The following is a 17,245-nucleotide window of genomic DNA, read 5'->3' as shown; positions in this document are numbered from 1 at the left end:
TCAGCTATCTTTTTTATTTTTGTACCTCTCTATAGAAAGAAAAATCATTCACATTAGTTTGTATTCGTTTCTCTTCCTTTACTTCTTTATCCTTGCTCTTAAGTATTTTTATATTTCCTAGTTTAATCGCATCTTGCATACTATTACTAACTAGATTTCCCGCAAGAATTGTCATACTATAAAAAGCAATCGGTATAGGTACAATCCATTTAGTAAGTCGCATCAACATAACGATTTCTCCTTACTATCCGATAGAATATTCAGAAATCAAAACCAGATATATTACATCTCTTCAGCTATACCTTGCACCCGTTTCTTCCCACTAGGTAAAATGGCTTGATATAAACACGTAACAAAAAATAATAAACCAAATAAAATAATAAACAACGTATCTGCACGAATCCATTTCGGGAACAACATCGCTATCGCACCGAGAGATAACAGCTGGAATCCTGTCGTTAATGGACTAAGTAAACTTTGAACGCGTCCCATGAATGACTCTTCTACAATTTCATACATCCAGCCCATTATTGCAACATTAATAAATGGTAAAAAGAAAGTCGCGAAAGCGATACATACATAAAAAGACCATACGTGATTTACAAAGTAACACATACCGAAAAAGACTCCTGAGCCCGCCATACCAAATACAATAATAGGCTTAGGTGCATATTTCTTACCTATACTTGTTGCTACTATACTTCCAATTAATAATGAAATTCCTCCAACTACACCGCCCACCATCGCTAAACTTTCATACGTTGCTGGTGCTAATTTATATTTTAATATGTAAGTAGTGGATACGCTTAAAATACCATTTAATAGTCCAAATACGATAAATCCTAAAAGTAATTTTTTTAAAGTGTCATTTTGATATATATACTTGATCCCTTCTTGAAACTCTGTTATTAACATCTTCAAATTAACTTCTTTCCACTTTGTTCTACCATTTGGCAAACGAACTTTTTCTGGAATGGAGATCGTTTGAATCAAAATACCACTCATAATAAATGTGAGCGTATTTACTAAAATGCTCCCGTAAATTCCAAAAGTCCAATACACCATCGTTGCAATTCCTACCCCAAACAAAGCATACAAACTATTTACCATTTGATTCATACCTGCTGCTGCACCGTATTGGTCTGATTCAACTACTCCTTGTATCATCGACTGTTCTGATGGAGAGAAAAATTGTATACATGCATTTTCCAAAAATAAAAATATAAAGACGAGTATAATTATTCCATAATAAAGCGAAATTAGAATTCCGATATTACAGAGCGAACAACATATGTTGCTTACCGTACAAATACGTTGTCTATCAAAACGATCCACTACTGTCCCTACTAATAGAAAAAAGATTAATGCGGGTAATGCCATCATAATTTGTGTCATCGTTGCGTAAACTGGTTGTTTTCCGTACTGGTCTAACAAATAAAACATTAAAGAAATTCCAGCAATCATAGAACCGAGTCGCTCTAAAATATTTGCTAGAAAAAAATGGGCATACACTTTGTTACGAAATAACTGTAGCATTTCTTTCATACTTCTAACCCTTTCTCTCGACAAAATTTTATTTTTTCAGTCATTTATTGGAAGTTATATTATATTTTTCGACCATTATCCAATCTTTTCCTTCTGTATAGAGAACAATATAAAAAAGACTCTTGTTTTTTATCAAGATTCTTTTTATTTAACTTCGCTTCAGTTAATACTATGCATCTAAATATCTTTATACGTCTCGCTAACTATTATAATTTTCTAAAGTTCGGATACACTTTATTTATTTTACGAATGTATCGCACATCCAATTATAAAATTTTTCTTCCTCTTCAAATTGTGGATAATGAGCTGACTTCTCAAAAGTAATAAATTCTTTTTGACCTGCTTCAATCGTATCAAAATATGTTTTTGCTGCATGATATGAAGTGTTATAGTCATATTTCCCCATAAGGAAATAAAGCGGTAGCTTCATTTTAGTCACCTTAGTAGGCAATGGATTCTTTAAATCCTTTTTTAATAAAACAGTTTGAGAATGTGATAATCCAACGTTATAACGAATTACGTCTAACAAGTTATATTCATTACTGAGTAACATTCCGATGTTATCACCATCTGGATTTTCAATGCGTCTTGATGTTCCACCATATTTCGCAACATAATTTCTCGGAGTGTATGTATCGCCATTTTTAATTTTTTCAGTCAACCCATTTAAATAGGACACCTCATCTGTATCCCCAGCATTTTGCGCCTGTTCAATCACATAATTTAAACTATCCATTTCACTTTCTACTGTATCACTCATCTGCCCTATGCCAACATATGCTTCATATTTTTCAGGAGCTTTATTAGCAGCTTGCATTCCGATATATGTACCGTAAGAATGACCAACCAATATAAATTTTTCTTTACCAAGATGTTTTGAAATATAATCTGTCATAGCTAATAAATCTTCTACAAGAAGATCTGATGTAAGATTCGAATAGTCTTCAAAGAAATGATACGACTTCCCGCTCGCTCTTTGATCGTAATTAACAACTGTGAATTTCTCTTCCAATAAGTTTTGGTATTTTTGAGCATATGGTATTTCTGAAGTTCCTGGTCCACCATGTACAAAAATAATAACTGGATTGTTCCTATCTTTGCCGCGTATCATAATTTCATGACCACTGCCATTTATCTCTACTTGCTCTAATATGTTTATACTGTTCTTCCCCTTTATTTGCGAAGTCCATGTAGGAAATATTAGTGCTACGATTAATAATAGTGTAGTGATGGCACCAATAAGTTTTATTAATTTTTTTATCTTCTTCATAAGTAGTCTCCTTTCTTTTAAATTTATAAAAACATCAATTTAATTCTGTAAAACTCCCTCAAAATAATATGAATATATAACAATTTCTCTCTGCAATTTCATCTTGCTCTTTTGCACATACTTAATATCCCATACACTTCTTAACTTTCCGCTATATAAATTCTTAATATTTTCTTAATTTTCAATACTTTTCCTTAGAAAGACTCGATCACAAGTATTAGAAATATAGAAAAAAGCCCTTGTTTTCAAAACAAAGACTTTTTTCTTTAACTATTTCGCTACCTCTTCTTTCGGCATTACCATACCTTTGTAAAGTTGAACAGTTATCCAGTAATAGATGAAATAAATGACTAAGAAAATCCCTATCGGCACCCACACTTTTACAAACGGGTCAACTAATATGAAGCTAAATAAGTTTAGCCCTACTAACACGTGGGAAATCCCAATGATTGCCGGGAAGATAAATAAATATGAAATTTCTTTATATATACTTTTCGTTAACATACTACGTCTCACACCAATTTTTCGTAACATTTCATAACGTCGTACGTCACGAGAAGCACCTGTTAATATTTTGAACATAAGAGAACTTGCCATCATTGCTAAAAAGGCAATTCCGAGGAAAAATCCCATAAACATTGTTCCACTCATGAAACTGTTCATAAACTGATAAATTGTCATTTTCGTAAATAAGTCTACTTTTGCACCTGTTGTTTTTTCAATTTGTTCTTTTTGTCTCTTGTCTATTTCAATTAACAACGGTTTATATTTTTTCATATCATCTACTTTTGCTAATGTTACACTATGTTCCGTTCCTTGAACTGCTTTGTAGTGTTCTTCATCTGCAATCCTTACAGGTTTTCCGTTAAATTGATTATGTGTAATTTGTATTTCTCTTACAACCGCATCTTCCCAATCCCTTGGCATACGAGGAAGTTTATTGGCTGCTTCAGGAGCTTCCAAAGCAGAATAAACAGGTTCAGTTAAAGGTTCAGCCACACGTTTACGAGCAGGTTCTTTTAAAGTTTTTGTATCAAAGTGGTCTGAAACAAGTGGTGGTTTCTCAGTTAAGTCGTTACGTAAATAATAAACCGCTTCTCCATCTACTTTATACTTATACTTGCTTTCTTCCACAATTTCCATTTCTTTTAAGGCTGCTTTATCTTGATTATTTGGATCATGAATTACGACATCATATACACGAGAGAAGTCTGTCATAATACCTACATTTTTTTGGAACGCCATCCCTGCCGTCATCGCACCTGCACCTAATGCAATTAACATCGCTACGGTACCTAATACTCTCGATAAACTATTTACTCGAAAGCGTAGCTGTGCATATGTAAAACTATTTAAGCCCGTTTCATTTCGTTTTTTATTCTCTTTAATTTTCATCACAAAAAATGGAAGCAATGAACTAAAGATAAAATATGTTCCGAGTGTTGTAACGATTGTCGCTATTATAAAACCAAGTTCAGCAAACATTTTTATATTTACCATAAAATAATATCCTGTACTTACTAGTAATACACCAAGTACAGTCATTATAATAATGCGAGTTTTACTTTTCTTCACTTCATCTAGTGTTTCATCTTCACGTATTAATTCTAATTCTGTTTTACGTAATAAACGGATGCTATTCATTAAACCAGTAATAAAAAATAGTATTAAGAAGAAAATAGCTGTAACTAAGATTGCTGGTGTATATACAGATGAATAACTACCTTTTGCTGAAATTTCCATACCATTCATTAAAAAGTTTCCTGCTACACTTGCAAGTAACATCCCTACTAAGATCCCGATAATAATACTGACAATCCCCATACCGAATGTTTCAATAAATAATAACTGTGCTACTTTTTTCTTTTTCGCACCGAGCATCATGTACATACCGAGTTCTTTTCTTCTTAATGTGAGTAAGAAAGAATTGGCATATATAATATAAAATACAGTAATGAAAGATAATAGTATGGCACCTACCCAAAATACGAGTCTAATACTACCAATAAGACTATTATCCTTCGTAAATTCACTATTCATCGCCATCGTTTGGAACATGTAGAAAATACTAATACTAATAACGAGACCAATAAGTAACACCATATAATCTTTTAACATCTTTTTCATACTATGACGTGATAATTTGAATAACATAGTCTCGCCCCCTACTTAGACTCAGCAGCTGAGCCCATATGAGCGAGCACGCCTAAAATGTCTTGATAGAAATTTTCTCGCGTTCCTTGACGCTTTAACTCTTTATAAAGAAGACCGTCTTGAATAAATAAAATACGTTCACAATAACTCGCACTAAATGCATCGTGTGTAACCATCAAAATACTTACATTGTGATTTTCATGTAAATCTTGCATCGCTTCTAATAAGCTTTTTGCATTTTTACTATCAAGCGCACCTGTCGGTTCATCTGCTAATACGATTGCTGGATTATGTACTAAAGCTCGTGCTGCCGCCGTTCTTTGCTTTTGTCCACCAGAAACAGCAGTTGGATATTTCGTTAAAATTTCAGTAATCCCTAATTTCTTTGCAACCTCATTTACCTTCCCCGTAATCTCACTTGAAGGTACGCCTTGCAGAGAAAGTGGTAAAGCGATATTTTCATAAATTGATAAGTTTTCTAGTAAGTTAAAATCTTGAAAAATGAATCCTAATTTTTGAGATCGAAAATCAGATAATGCATTCCCCTTCATAGAAGTAATATTTGTACCAGCTATTGTCACACTGCCACCCGTTGCTTGATCCAATGTACTAATCACATTAAGTAAAGTCGTTTTTCCAGATCCAGAAGGACCCATAATCCCGACGAATTCCCCTTCTTTAATACTTAATGACACACCCCTTAACGCTTTTGACTGATTCTCATTTCTTTTCCCATACGTTTTTTCTACACGTTCTACAGTAACTACATTTGTTGACATCTCTTTCACTCCATCCCTTTTGTGTAAAATTAATTTCTCACATATTTCTTATCTTTTTCTCATGTAAATCCTTAATAATTTTTAAATTTTTCAATCAGAAAGGATTACACGAGTTACGTAAACCTTTTTCCTATTCCATATTCTCACTTTTCTAAAACTCGTTCCTTCGATTTCGCTTACATTTACCTTACATTTTTGTAAGGTAAAAATATTACAGACCATTTCATAAGGCGGATTCCTTTGTAATGAGCAAGTTTTTTATTTTTATCAAAATTAATGGGATACATAAATAACAATAATAATAAGTTAAAAAACAATATAATTTTATTTTAAAACAATAAATTATATGATAAAATCATGTTGTCATTAAATAAACGAGGTGCTTTTTATGAAACAAGTTACAACACTCTTTTTAAAACTAGCTATTGTTTTTATAGGTATAGTAGTACTTGCATTGTGCATATTTTTAGTTCCTAAAATCGGGAATTTCACTGGAGAATTGTATCCAGCTATTGCTTATATGGAATCTCTCGTTTTAATCGATATGTACGTAGCGACGATACCTTTTTACTTCGCTCTGTATCAAGTTTTTAAACTTTTAAGTTATATTGATAAGAACAAAGCGTTCTCGGTATTATCAGTAAAGGCTTTAAAAAATATAAAATACTGTGCCCTCACTATCGGTACCATATACATACTAGGTATGCCACTTTACTATCTTATGGCAAAAAAAATTGATCCTCCAAGTTTTATACCAATTGGATTGATCATTATTTTCTCCTCTATCGTGATTGCTGTTTTTGCTGCAGTTCTCCAAAAGCTCTTACAAGAAGCCATTCATATAAAATCAGAAAATGATTTAACGGTATGAAGTGAAGTATATGACAATAAATGATGAAGGGATAGCGATTAAGCTATCCCTTCATCATTTATTATGGTTCTTTAATGAGTTTAAATTCAGTAATACATGTTAATGGTGTATTTTATTATCAATCTCTATTTCTTATTTTTTATTTCCTCTTTTATACTCTCCACAAACCCATTTAGTTCAATAACTTCTGACTGGTCTTCACCGTATTTACGTACATTTACAGATCCGTTCTCCATTTCCTTATCCCCAATAACAAGAACATAAGGAACTTTTTGCATTTGTGCTTCTCTTATTTTATATCCTAACTTTTCATCTCGTACATCTCTTTCAACACGAATGCCAGCTTGTGCTAATTTATCCGCAATCTCATCTGCGTATTGTACATGGACTGCATTCGAAACTGGAATGACCTTCACTTGAACCGGTGCCACCCATGCCGGGAACGCGCCTCCAAAGTGCTCAATTAATATCGCTAAGAAACGGTCTAAAGATCCTAAAACTGCTCTGTGAATGACAACTGGTCTTCTCTTTTCATTCTTCTCATCTATATAATTTAAATCAAACTTCTCTGGCATTTGGAAATCTAGTTGGATTGTCCCGCACTGATGACTTCTATTTAAAGCGTCTTTAATATGGAAGTCGATTTTCGGTCCATAAAATGCACCGTCACCTTCATTTAGTCTATATTTATAATTCAATGAATGTAATACATTTTCTAATGCCTCTTCTGCTTGCTCCCACAACTTATCATCACCCATTGAATCTTCTGGACGAGTAGAAAGCTCTACTTCATATTCGAATCCAAAAGTTTTATAAACGTAATCAATTTGCGCCATTACAGATTTAATTTCATCTTCAATTTGTTCTGGAGTTACAAATAAATGAGCATCATCTTGACAGAAAGTACGTACTCTTAATAATCCATTTAATGCCCCGCTAAATTCGTGTCGGTGTACTTGACCGAACTCACACATACGAATTGGCAATTCGCGATAAGAGTGTAATTTATTTTTGAACATTAACATATGTCCTGGGCAGTTCATTGGTTTTAATGCGAAACTTTTATTGTCTACTTCAGAGAAATACATGTTGTCTTTGTAATGTCCCCAGTGTCCTGATTTCTCCCATAATTCTTGGTTCATCATAAACGGAGTACGTACTTCTTGATACTTATACTCTTTTTGAATTTCTCTTAAAAATGCTTCTAATTCATTACGAATAATTTGTCCTTTCGGTAAATAAAATGGCATTCCCGGAGCCTCTTCAGAAAACATAAATAACTCCAGCTCACTACCTAATTTACGATGATTTCTTTTTGCTGCTTCTTCAACGAAATGTAAATACTCTTCTAATTCTTTTTGTGAAGAGAACGCAACACCATATATACGCTGAAGCACTTGATTGTTACTATCACCTCGCCAATATGCACCAGAAACGTGAGTTAATTGGAAGGCTTTCAAATAGCCTGTTGACGGTAAATGAGGTCCTCTACATAAGTCTACAAATTCACCTTGTTTATATAGTGTTACACTTTCCCCACTAGGAATTGCTTCTAACAATGCTAATTTCAGGTGATCATTCATTTCTTGAAACAGTTTTTTTGCCTCTTCTCGAGAAACCTCAACTCGCTCTATACTTACATTTTCATTTATAATCTTTTTCATTTCTTTTTCGATTTTCGGTAAATCTTCTACGTTTACACTACTTGGAAGGTCCATATCATAATAAAATCCATTTTCAATAACAGGCCCTACACCAAGATTTACATTACCATACATTCGCTTTACAGCTTGCGCTAAAATATGTGCTGCGGAGTGTCTTGCAATTTCTACCCCTTCATTTGAATCTATAGTAACGATTTCTACTTCCGCATTTTCTTCAATATTTCGGCGTAAATCATATAACTGATCATTTACTTTCCCTGCGACTGCTTTCTTTTTTAAACTACTGCTAATGGATCCCGCAATTTCTTCTAAAGTAATTCCTTTTACAAATTCTTTAACGCTTCCATCCGGAAATTTCATTTCAATCATCTGTTCTTTCATTTTTCATCTCTCCATTTCATAATAAAAAGCACACTCATCCCTAAAATAGGGACGAGCGTGCTTTTACCCGTGGTTCCACCCAGATTCCCATTGTAAATATACAATGGCTTCTTTTACGGTAACGTCGTTTACACGGCACTAGATACTTAATTTCCCCAGTGCAGCTCTAAGGTGGTAAGTTATTTTTCTGCGTTAGGAAGTTCTCAGCTTTCCTTCCTTCTCTGTATAACCGGATAAAATAACTCGTGTCCTTTTCTTCGCTTATTATGAAATTGAATACAAAAAAGCATATTCATCCCTAAAATAGGGACGAATATGCTTATATCCGTGGTTCCACCCAGATTCCCATCACAAAAAACATAATGGCTTCTTTTGCGATAACGTCGCTTACACGGCACTAGATACTTAGTTTCCCCAGTGCAGCTCTAAGGTGGTAAGTTATTTTTCTGCGTTAGGAAGTTCTCAGCTTTCCTTCCTTCTCTGTATAACCGGATAAAATAACTCGTGTCCTTTTCTTTGCTTTTAAAAGTACATCCATTAATTGTTATTTACTATATCTTATTCATTTTATTTTTGCAAGTGTTTAAAAATGATTTTTTATTAAATAAAAAAAGAAACCAAAAATAGATTTTTGGTTTCCTCTTCTCAATTTTACCAATCTTGTGGTTCGTAATTTAAGTCTGAAAATAGACGTCGTTTCTCTTTCTTCGATAAATCTCTCCACTGTCCAACAGGTAAATTATTTAATTCTATATTCATAATTCTTGTACGCTTTAAAGTGTATACTTGATAACCTAAAGCTTCACACATACGACGAATTTGACGATTCAACCCTTGAGTTAAAATAATTTGGAATTCATATTTTGATAACTGTGTTACCTCACAAGGAAGCGTTTTCGTTCCTAAAATTTTCACACCAGCTGCCATTTTCTCTAGAAAATCAGGTGTAATTGGCTTATCTACTGAAACGATATATTCTTTTTCATGTTTGTTTTCAGCACGTAAAATTTCATTTACAATATCACCATCATTCGTTAATAAAATTAAACCGTCTGAGTCTTTATCAAGACGTCCAATGTGACTAATTCGTAATGGATGATTCACTAAATCGATAATATTACCTTTTACAGCTTTTTCACTCGTACATGTAATACCTACTGGTTTATTTAAAGCGATATATACGTGATCTCGAGCAATACGAAGTTGCTCTCCATTTACGCGTACATCATCACCTGGATTTACTTGGTCACCAATTTTTGCAACCTTACCGTTAATAATTACTCTTCTCTCATTAATTAGTTTATCTGCTCCACGTCGAGACGCTTTTCCAGCTTCACTAATAAATTTATTGATACGCAAATTAGGCACATCCTTTTCAAAAAAATTCAAGCTCACACTGCTTCTACCGTACAATACAAAAGGGTAAGCCTTCTATTATAACTTAAATATATTAACATGAAAGGGTATATAACGTCTTCTATTAATTACTCGTTTATAAGAAAATATCTTTATTATACATTCATTTATGCACGTTTTGTACACTTAATATACAAGCCACTCTTCCTTACATATAGCTTGTTTACCTCTTATATCTTCTAAATCCTCATAAATATTAGCTAGTTTATACAACTCTGGAAAAATCTCATCTACATAATTTTGATGCGCCATTTCATCTTTCCAATAAGTTAACACAATGTAACGATTTTCAGTTTTTAAAGACTTCCCAACAACTCCACCTAACATCCCTTTTGCATTTTCCATCCCTTTATTCCAAATTGTTTCTTGCTTATGTAAAAACTGCTTTTCCATTCCCGCCATTACATCACAAATTGCAACTCTTACAAATGACCCATCTGTAACAACGTCTTTCATAGGCATATCAGTTATATCATACAACGTTTGAAACAATTCAATTTCACATGAAAGAAACGTATCCTCTTGATTACTATTTAAATAAATGGTATCGTGAGCACCATTCATAAATGATTGATACGCACTTCTATCTTCCCATAAAGTAAATACACATGCCTCATCCTCATACCATCCACCAAATTGCCCGTGAAATCCATCTAGCTGCTGTATAGCTTGCCATTTTTCTTGTGCTTTTGAAAATAACTCTTTTTTCTCTTCTTCCACTTTACAGTAGATTGTTTTTATTAACATTTTTAACTCCCCCTTAGGATATAATTTACCTTCCACTTATAATTTTCAGTTTACATAATATTTTTATAATCTCCTCATTACTCTTTATGTGCATATAGAACTAATCATATTTATCACTATATCTATCAAACCATCTATCTGATTTTATTTCAAATAATTCAGAATCAAAAGAAAAGATGTAACCCTTAACGAATTACAACTTTATCTTATCTCCCTTATTCACCTTTTGTTCAAATACATAATACGTAAGTTCTCCCGGATAATGTAATACAGTTACCTTCCGCTCCTCTTTTTTAAAACTAACAGTATGTCCGTTTTCCCCTAAGTTCTCCCATCCACTAGCCTTTGTAATAGGCATTACACTTATATATTTATACTCCTCTTCCTTATCATCGTTAATATGAATTGCTGACATTGGTACTGGAAAATCTTCAATTTTAGATTCTTTGTCTAAATATATAAGTGTAAATAAACCAGCTAATAACACAACCGTTGAAATATTTGAAACTAGTTTTCTTCTATTCATTTTCACTAAAAACCCTCTTTTCTCACATATTACTTTCATTATTTTACTAATCTTAATTATTCACGTATATAAAAAATATAATTTAAATTAATTCCAGACTATATTCTCTATTATTAACAATATTATTGTTATATATTATAATTAAAAGATATTTTTTTTTGGAGGTATTACCCATTGAAGAAATTATTTTTTAATAAATGGACAATCGTTATTTCTATTTTTATTATTACCTGTACGATTTTCTACACAACTAAAGATAAAAATAATAACGAAAAAACTACCGTAGAAACAATTGATACAAAAAGTTTTAAAACTAAATTACAACCAAAAATTGATGAATTAACTACAAATTATAATGACATCATCGAAAAAGATTGGTTGCCTACCTGGGAAGAGATTAACACGAACGGAGATTCAGTAGACAGAGATAAACTATTAGTCACAATGACTGCTATTTCCAAACAATATGAAAAAATCATGAACGAAATAGACACTGTGAAAATTAAAGAAAATATATCGGAAGTACAAATACAAGAACAACTAATTTATTTCACAACTGAATTTAAGACTGCTTCTAAATTTATGAAAAACGCAGCAAATTTAATTATAGACGGAGCAAATAACTCTACTCTATCCAATGAAACAATTGAAAATACTAAACATGCTTTAGGACTTGCGGACCAACATATTGTCCTCGCTTTATCTACGTTAAATGAAGTTGAAGTTAAATTAGGACTTGCAAAAAAATAAAACTGGTTACTATTTTAAAATAAAAAAAGATTGCAATTCATATTTTGTCTGTCTATAATGTTTTTATTGATTTACAATCAATATTTTTATAAATTTTATAATTCGGATGAACCATTCAGGAGAAGGTCTATTGATCTACCGACGGGGCAAAAAGTTGCTGAATCAACTTTGAAACTCTCAGGTCTTGTTTACAAGTAGAACTGCATGGGGACGAATCTCTGGAGAGACTCCCTCTCGCTTTTATATAGCGCGGAGGAAAAAGAGCACCGAAGGAGCAAATCCGCTACTATAGCGGATAATCTCTCAGGTAAAAGGACAGAGACAAGCGAAAGAAAATGCCGATTTGTATCGGTTTATTTTTCTATCCCTTGTTTCTCCAGAGACCATTTCATTTACTTGAAGTGGTTTTTATTTTTTCATAAAAAGGAGAATACAGATGGAGACAGTAAGTACAGTATTAGAACAAATCAATCACTATGTGTGGGGATTACCAACGTTGTTGTTACTCGTTGGTACTGGTATCATTCTCACAGTGCGTTTAAAAGGGTTACAGTTTAGTAAACTATTATACGCTCACAAACTAGCTTTTAAAAAATCAGAAGATACATCTTCCTCTGGAGATATTAGCCACTTCCAAGCACTTATGACAGCTATGGCGGCAACGATTGGTATGGGGAATATAGCCGGTGTTGCAACTGCTGTAACAATCGGTGGACCCGGTGCAATCTTTTGGATGTGGATTACTGCTTTGTTCGGTATGGCAACAAAGTATGCCGAAGCAATTCTTGCGGTGAAATACCGTGTTAGTAATGAAAACGGTGAATATTCAGGTGGACCAATGTACTATTTAGAACGTGGTTTAGGTAAGAAATGGCTTGCTGTTTTATTCGCTATATTCGGCACAACTGCTTCTTTCGGTATCGGTAATATGGTGCAATCTAACTCAGTTGCAGAGGCAATGCGAATTAATTTCTCTTTTCCTCCTGCTTTAACTGGTATATTCATGTCGTTTTTAATCGCCATTGTTATTTTAGGCGGTGTGAAAAAAATCGGGAAAGTGACAGGATATATCGTTCCTATTAAAGCTTTCTTTTATATCATTGCTGGGCTTATTATTATTTTCTATCACTACGATCAAATTCCAGAAGCATTCTCACTTATTTTTTCTGGCGCATTCAATGGGACTGCAGCGGCTGGTGGTTTTATTGGCGCAACAATTGCATCAGCTATTCAAATCGGAATGGCGCGCGGTGTATTTGCGAACGAAGCTGGTTTAGGAAGTGCCCCTATTGCCGCAGCGGCTGCAAAAACAGATTCACCTGCAAAGCAAGCTTTAGTTTCTATGACTGGTACTTTTCTAGATACGTTTATTGTATGTACAATTACAGGGCTAGTATTAATTACTACAGGTGCATGGAAATCAGGTAAAACTGGCGTTGAAGCGACAACACTTGCGTTCCAATCTGTATTTGGCACTGCTGGTAGTATGATTCTTGGTATCGCAATTATATTATTTGCCTACTCTACTATTTTAGGATGGTCGTATTACGGCGAGAAGTGCGTGGCTTATTTATTTGGAGAAGGTGCTGTTAAATATTATAAAGCAATCTTTATCGTCATGATTGCTATTGGGGCTAATTTAAAACTAGGTATCGTATGGACATTTGCTGATATTGCAAATGGACTTATGGCGATTCCAAACTTAATTGGCCTTATTGGGTTAAGTGGTATTGTTGTTGCTGAAACGAATCGCTTTTTACAAGCAGAGAAATTGAAAGAAAGTCATAAAAAACAGGCAAGTTAATATAAAAAAAGGAATGACTCATACATAATGAGCATTCCTTTTTTCATTTTCTAACTCAGTAAATGTCATTAAAAATATATTTATATCGATCTTTCCCTTTTTTTATTCCACTAAAAGTTTTTCACATAAATGACATAAATCGTATGGTCTAACTATATAGTTGAAAAGGAATGTGACATTAAAGTGTCGCCGAAAAACTCATCCAAGAAAAGGGAGGAAAAATCTTTTGAAAAACAAAATCATTGTTTTCCTATCTGTTTTATCATTTATTATTGGTGGTTTCTTTTTTAACACAAATACTTCAAGTGCTGAAACATCATCTACTGATTACGTCCCTAACCAATTAATCGTTAAGTTCAAACAAAATGCCTCTTTAAGTAATGTTCAATCTTTTCACAAATCTGTCGGTGCTAACGTTTTATCTAAAGATGATACGTTAGGTTTTGAAGTCGTTCAATTTTCAAAAGGTACTGTCAAAGAAAAAATAAAAAGTTATAAAAATAATCCAGATGTGGAATATGCAGAACCGAATTATTACGTTCACGCCTTTTGGACTCCGAACGACCCATATTTTAAAAATCAATATGGATTGCAAAAAATTCAAGCTCCACAAGCTTGGGATAGTCAACGAAGTGATCCTGGTGTAAAAGTAGCTATTATTGATACAGGAGTTCAAGGTTCACACCCTGATTTAGCTTCGAAAGTAATTTACGGACATGATTATGTTGACAACGACAATACATCTGATGATGGTAATGGTCATGGTACGCATTGCGCTGGAATTACTGGAGCACTTACGAATAATAGTGTTGGAATTGCTGGTGTTGCCCCACAAACTTCAATTTATGCCATCCGCGTATTAGATAATCAAGGAAGTGGTACTCTTGATGCTGTAGCGCAAGGGATTAGAGAAGCTGCTGATTCAGGTGCAAAAGTAATTAGCTTAAGCTTAGGCGCTCCAAATGGTGGGACTGCTTTACAACAAGCCGTTCAATATGCATGGAATAAAGGCTCTGTTATTGTTTCAGCTGCTGGAAATGCTGGAAATACAAAAGCTAATTATCCTGCTTATTACAACGAGGTGATTGCAGTTGCTTCTACAGATCAATCAGATAGAAAATCTTCATTTTCTACTTATGGTAACTGGGTAGATGTTGCAGCACCAGGTTCAAATATATATTCCACATATAAAGGAAGCACGTATCAATCATTAAGTGGTACATCTATGGCAACACCTCATGTTGCAGGAGTCGCTGCTCTTTTAGCAAATCAAGGATATAGCAATACACAAATCCGCCAAATTATTGAGTCAACGTCTGATAAAATTAGTGGTACAGGTACGTATTGGAAAAATGGTAGAGTCAATGCATATAAAGCTATACAATATGCTAAACAATTACAAGAAAATAAAGCCTCTTAAGAAATAATGTAAAACTTTAATCAGTGATCTGCCATTAGTGCGGGATAAAATAGAAGGAGAGACTTTTACAATTAAAGGCTCTCCTTCTTACAAACTATATTACTCCCCCTCCTTCTGCACCATATGTAAATACAGTACAAAATCCGTCATTGTCGACGAATGACCGAGTTGACGGATCATCGCTGTTATATTTCCTCTATGATATGTACCATGATTTACGACATGTTGTACTAACTCTAAAATTGAAGTTTCTAATTTCCCTGCATATGGATTCTCGATAACAAATACAGCATTCACGTCTTGTATTGCAATTAAAAAGTCTTTATATTGATTTGCCATGTTTTCAAACATTTTTTCTAATTCATGTAACGATTTAGTTTCGATTTGTTTTCGTAAATTTTCTCGGTCTTGTATTGCTTCATTCATACTTTTACCATGCAATATGTGTAACCACACTTGGTCTGTAATATAAATATGCGCAAAAGTATCCTTAATTGATGGAAATACACTCTGTATCTGTTCATTAAAAATAGTCTCATAGCTTGGTAATTCTTTTAGTCGATTGAATAACCGTATATTAGCCCAAGCATGGTAATCCAACTGTTTTAACATGTACTCTTTCAATCGAAATCGCCTCCTTATTGTACGAAACGAATGGTTTGTTTCTTCATTTCTGATTCTCTATCAGCCTTTACAATTCCTTTTTCTTCAATTTCACGTTTATTTATTGTTTTATATTTTACATACGTATGAAATTCCGTTTGAAATGGAAACGGTGTAATCCGAATTGTTTCCTCGTCCACCCATTCAGCTTGAATAAGTTTCTCCACCTTACTATTAAACATTTCTGTTCCTTCAAAACCATCTTTAAACAAATCAATTTCATCTTCCTTTTCTGCACCAGGTTTATTCATACACACATATAAAGAAAGTTCATCGCAAAACTTTAATAACCTATAATGTTTATCGAACATCGCAAATTGTTCTTTCGTTAACGTTTTCAATATTCTTTTTTGTCGTTCCAATTCCCCTGTATAAAATGAAAGCATCTCTTCATCTTCATCATTTAATGGAAATGATAAAAAATGTTTACTACAAAGTAATGCTCCGTATGGATTCGAATCTTCAATTTCATTCAAACCAATCGTATAAAAAACAAAGCGCAATGAACTTGGACAATCCATAAATGTATATGGAATATTTTTAGCATCATTCAAAATTGGTACTTTATCAAGTTCTATCCATCCTCTATCATGCTCATATATTGCATTAATTGTCTCTTTTAAGTATGTTTCATCTTCAAAAAAATCTTCTTTTATATGCTTTGCAATCTCTCCAGCTAAAAAACCATGATCATGTTGACGAATTAATATACTTTCATTCTCATTCTTTTCACGAAAAATCATTTATATACTCCCCCTCATCCTCATATTACAGCGTTTTCTATACATCAATTCTTAATTAATCCCTAATTATTAGCAGGGATTCAGTCTCTTACAACGAAATTAACATAACTATATAGTATTCTTTCTAACCATATAAATAGCTTTCTCTATACTATCCATTATACTAAAACATTCATTCTAAAAAACTTTTTATGAGGTGAAAACATGAACAAAACAGAATTAGTTAAAAACGTGGCACAATCCGCTGATATTTCTCAAAAGGAAGCTTCTGCAGCGGTACAATCCGTATTTGACACAATTGCTACTGCATTACAATCTGGCGATAAAGTTCAATTAATCGGCTTTGGAACTTTTGAAGTGCGCGAAAGATCTGCTCGTACAGGACGTAATCCACAAACTGGCGAAGAAATTCAAATCGCTGCTGGTAAAGTTCCAGCATTTAAAGCTGGTAAAGAGTTAAAAGAAGCTGTGAAATAAATAAGAAACCAGCCATTTTGAAGTGAACCCGAATA

The 17,245-nt window shown here is 33.4% G+C and carries 15 protein-coding genes, 1 pseudogene, 1 riboswitch and 2 other annotated features; of the genes and pseudogenes, 5 read left to right on the top strand and 11 right to left on the bottom strand.

From position 1 onward, the window contains the following. Positions 1-13: 13 nt before the first annotated feature. From DN389_RS27340 to DN389_RS27320, 5 genes and pseudogenes are all read right to left on the bottom strand, one after another. Positions 14-208: pseudogene (locus DN389_RS27340) on the bottom strand (peptide ABC transporter permease); the annotation flags it as partial. A gap of 74 nt (positions 209-282) precedes the next feature. Next, complete coding sequence (locus tag DN389_RS27335) at positions 283-1,569, bottom strand: MFS transporter (RefSeq protein WP_098191285.1); 1,287 nt, start codon at positions 1,567-1,569, stop codon at positions 283-285. A gap of 214 nt (positions 1,570-1,783) precedes the next feature. Beyond that, positions 1,784-2,815 carry an alpha/beta fold hydrolase gene (locus DN389_RS27330; RefSeq protein ID WP_149237784.1) on the bottom strand — a complete coding sequence of 344 codons (1,032 nt, stop codon included), beginning with the start codon at positions 2,813-2,815 and terminating at the stop codon, positions 1,784-1,786. Between the two features lie 270 nt (positions 2,816-3,085). Further along, on the bottom strand, positions 3,086-4,969 hold the full coding sequence (locus DN389_RS27325) for an FtsX-like permease family protein (protein WP_098191283.1): 1,884 nt from the start codon (positions 4,967-4,969) through the stop codon (positions 3,086-3,088). Positions 4,970-4,980: 11 nt separating this feature from the next. Next, the gene (locus DN389_RS27320; RefSeq protein ID WP_000106412.1) at positions 4,981-5,748 is read right to left on the bottom strand and encodes an ABC transporter ATP-binding protein; all 768 of its coding nucleotides are present in this window, start codon (positions 5,746-5,748) and stop codon (positions 4,981-4,983) included. A gap of 388 nt (positions 5,749-6,136) precedes the next feature. On the opposite strand from DN389_RS27320, the gene DN389_RS27315 reads away from it, so the two are divergent. Then, positions 6,137-6,619: a DUF2975 domain-containing protein gene (locus tag DN389_RS27315; protein WP_149237783.1), complete on the top strand. Its 483-nt coding sequence runs from the start codon at positions 6,137-6,139 to the stop codon at positions 6,617-6,619. Between the two features lie 125 nt (positions 6,620-6,744). Here the strand turns inward: DN389_RS27315 and thrS are convergent, their stop codons facing one another. The 4 genes from thrS to DN389_RS27295 all read right to left on the bottom strand — a co-directional run bounded on the left by thrS (position 6,745) and on the right by DN389_RS27295 (position 11,395). Further along, a complete protein-coding gene (thrS, locus tag DN389_RS27310; RefSeq protein ID WP_098191281.1) occupies positions 6,745-8,664 on the bottom strand; it encodes a threonine--tRNA ligase in 1,920 nt (639 codons plus the stop codon). A gap of 44 nt (positions 8,665-8,708) precedes the next feature. Next, positions 8,709-8,931, bottom strand: a binding site (T-box leader). Positions 8,932-8,966: 35 nt separating this feature from the next. Next, positions 8,967-9,190, bottom strand: a binding site (T-box leader). Between the two features lie 125 nt (positions 9,191-9,315). Next, on the bottom strand, positions 9,316-10,023 hold the full coding sequence (gene rluF / locus DN389_RS27305; RefSeq protein ID WP_001222161.1) for a 23S rRNA pseudouridine(2604) synthase RluF: 708 nt from the start codon (positions 10,021-10,023) through the stop codon (positions 9,316-9,318). Positions 10,024-10,206: 183 nt separating this feature from the next. Further along, entirely contained in the window at positions 10,207-10,827 is a 621-nt protein-coding gene (locus DN389_RS27300) for a YdbC family protein (protein ID WP_088081787.1), read from the bottom strand. A gap of 193 nt (positions 10,828-11,020) precedes the next feature. After that, positions 11,021-11,395 carry a hypothetical protein gene (locus DN389_RS27295; protein ID WP_098191280.1) on the bottom strand — a complete coding sequence of 125 codons (375 nt, stop codon included), beginning with the start codon at positions 11,393-11,395 and terminating at the stop codon, positions 11,021-11,023. 132 nt (positions 11,396-11,527) lie between these two features. Between DN389_RS27295 and DN389_RS27290 the strand changes: the two genes are divergently transcribed. From DN389_RS27290 to DN389_RS27280, 3 genes are all read left to right on the top strand, one after another. Then, positions 11,528-12,103 (top strand): hypothetical protein, encoded by a 576-nt coding sequence (locus tag DN389_RS27290; protein ID WP_088081789.1) that lies wholly within the window; start codon positions 11,528-11,530, stop codon positions 12,101-12,103. 208 nt (positions 12,104-12,311) lie between these two features. Beyond that, a riboswitch (glycine riboswitch) is annotated at positions 12,312-12,432 on the top strand. Between the two features lie 107 nt (positions 12,433-12,539). After that, positions 12,540-13,907, top strand: a complete 1,368-nt coding sequence (locus tag DN389_RS27285) for an alanine/glycine:cation symporter family protein (protein WP_000451054.1) — start codon at positions 12,540-12,542, stop codon at positions 13,905-13,907. Positions 13,908-14,133: 226 nt separating this feature from the next. Further along, positions 14,134-15,327, top strand: coding sequence for a S8 family peptidase (locus DN389_RS27280; RefSeq protein ID WP_060488697.1), 1,194 nt, complete (start codon positions 14,134-14,136; stop codon positions 15,325-15,327). A 99-nt stretch (positions 15,328-15,426) separates the two neighbouring features. On the opposite strand, the gene DN389_RS27275 is transcribed toward DN389_RS27280, so the two are convergent. Together DN389_RS27275 and DN389_RS27270 are read right to left on the bottom strand one after the other, a co-directional pair. Further along, positions 15,427-15,951 carry a DinB family protein gene (locus DN389_RS27275; protein ID WP_098190157.1) on the bottom strand — a complete coding sequence of 175 codons (525 nt, stop codon included), beginning with the start codon at positions 15,949-15,951 and terminating at the stop codon, positions 15,427-15,429. Between the two features lie 14 nt (positions 15,952-15,965). Further along, positions 15,966-16,733 carry a DUF3891 family protein gene (locus DN389_RS27270; RefSeq protein WP_098190156.1) on the bottom strand — a complete coding sequence of 256 codons (768 nt, stop codon included), beginning with the start codon at positions 16,731-16,733 and terminating at the stop codon, positions 15,966-15,968. A gap of 204 nt (positions 16,734-16,937) precedes the next feature. Between DN389_RS27270 and DN389_RS27265 the strand changes: the two genes are divergently transcribed. Next, positions 16,938-17,210, top strand: a complete 273-nt coding sequence (locus DN389_RS27265; RefSeq protein ID WP_001043960.1) for an HU family DNA-binding protein — start codon at positions 16,938-16,940, stop codon at positions 17,208-17,210. The last annotated feature ends 35 nt before the right edge of the window (positions 17,211-17,245 follow it).

Source organism: Bacillus sp. AY3-1 (genome assembly GCF_008368785.1).
GTDB classification, from domain to species: domain Bacteria; phylum Bacillota; class Bacilli; order Bacillales; family Bacillaceae_G; genus Bacillus_A; species Bacillus_A wiedmannii.
This window is presented reverse-complemented; position numbering and strand designations above follow the sequence as displayed.

Bases quoted from the DNA above. Each gene is read 5' to 3' on its own strand.
- DN389_RS27325 (WP_098191283.1), bottom strand. From the start codon at position 4,969: ATGTTATTCAAATTATCACGTCATAGTATGAAAAAGATGTTAAAAGAT.
- DN389_RS27270 (WP_098190156.1), bottom strand. From the start codon at position 16,733: ATGATTTTTCGTGAAAAGAATGAGAATGAAAGTATATTAATTCGTCAA.
- DN389_RS27300 (WP_088081787.1), bottom strand. From the start codon at position 10,827: ATGTTAATAAAAACAATCTACTGTAAAGTGGAAGAAGAGAAAAAAGAG.
- DN389_RS27285 (WP_000451054.1), top strand. From the start codon at position 12,540: ATGGAGACAGTAAGTACAGTATTAGAACAAATCAATCACTATGTGTGG.
- DN389_RS27315 (WP_149237783.1), top strand. From the start codon at position 6,137: ATGAAACAAGTTACAACACTCTTTTTAAAACTAGCTATTGTTTTTATA.
- DN389_RS27265 (WP_001043960.1), top strand. From the start codon at position 16,938: ATGAACAAAACAGAATTAGTTAAAAACGTGGCACAATCCGCTGATATT.
- DN389_RS27320 (WP_000106412.1), bottom strand. From the start codon at position 5,748: ATGTCAACAAATGTAGTTACTGTAGAACGTGTAGAAAAAACGTATGGG.
- thrS (WP_098191281.1), bottom strand. From the start codon at position 8,664: ATGAAAGAACAGATGATTGAAATGAAATTTCCGGATGGAAGCGTTAAA.
- DN389_RS27330 (WP_149237784.1), bottom strand. From the start codon at position 2,815: ATGAAGAAGATAAAAAAATTAATAAAACTTATTGGTGCCATCACTACA.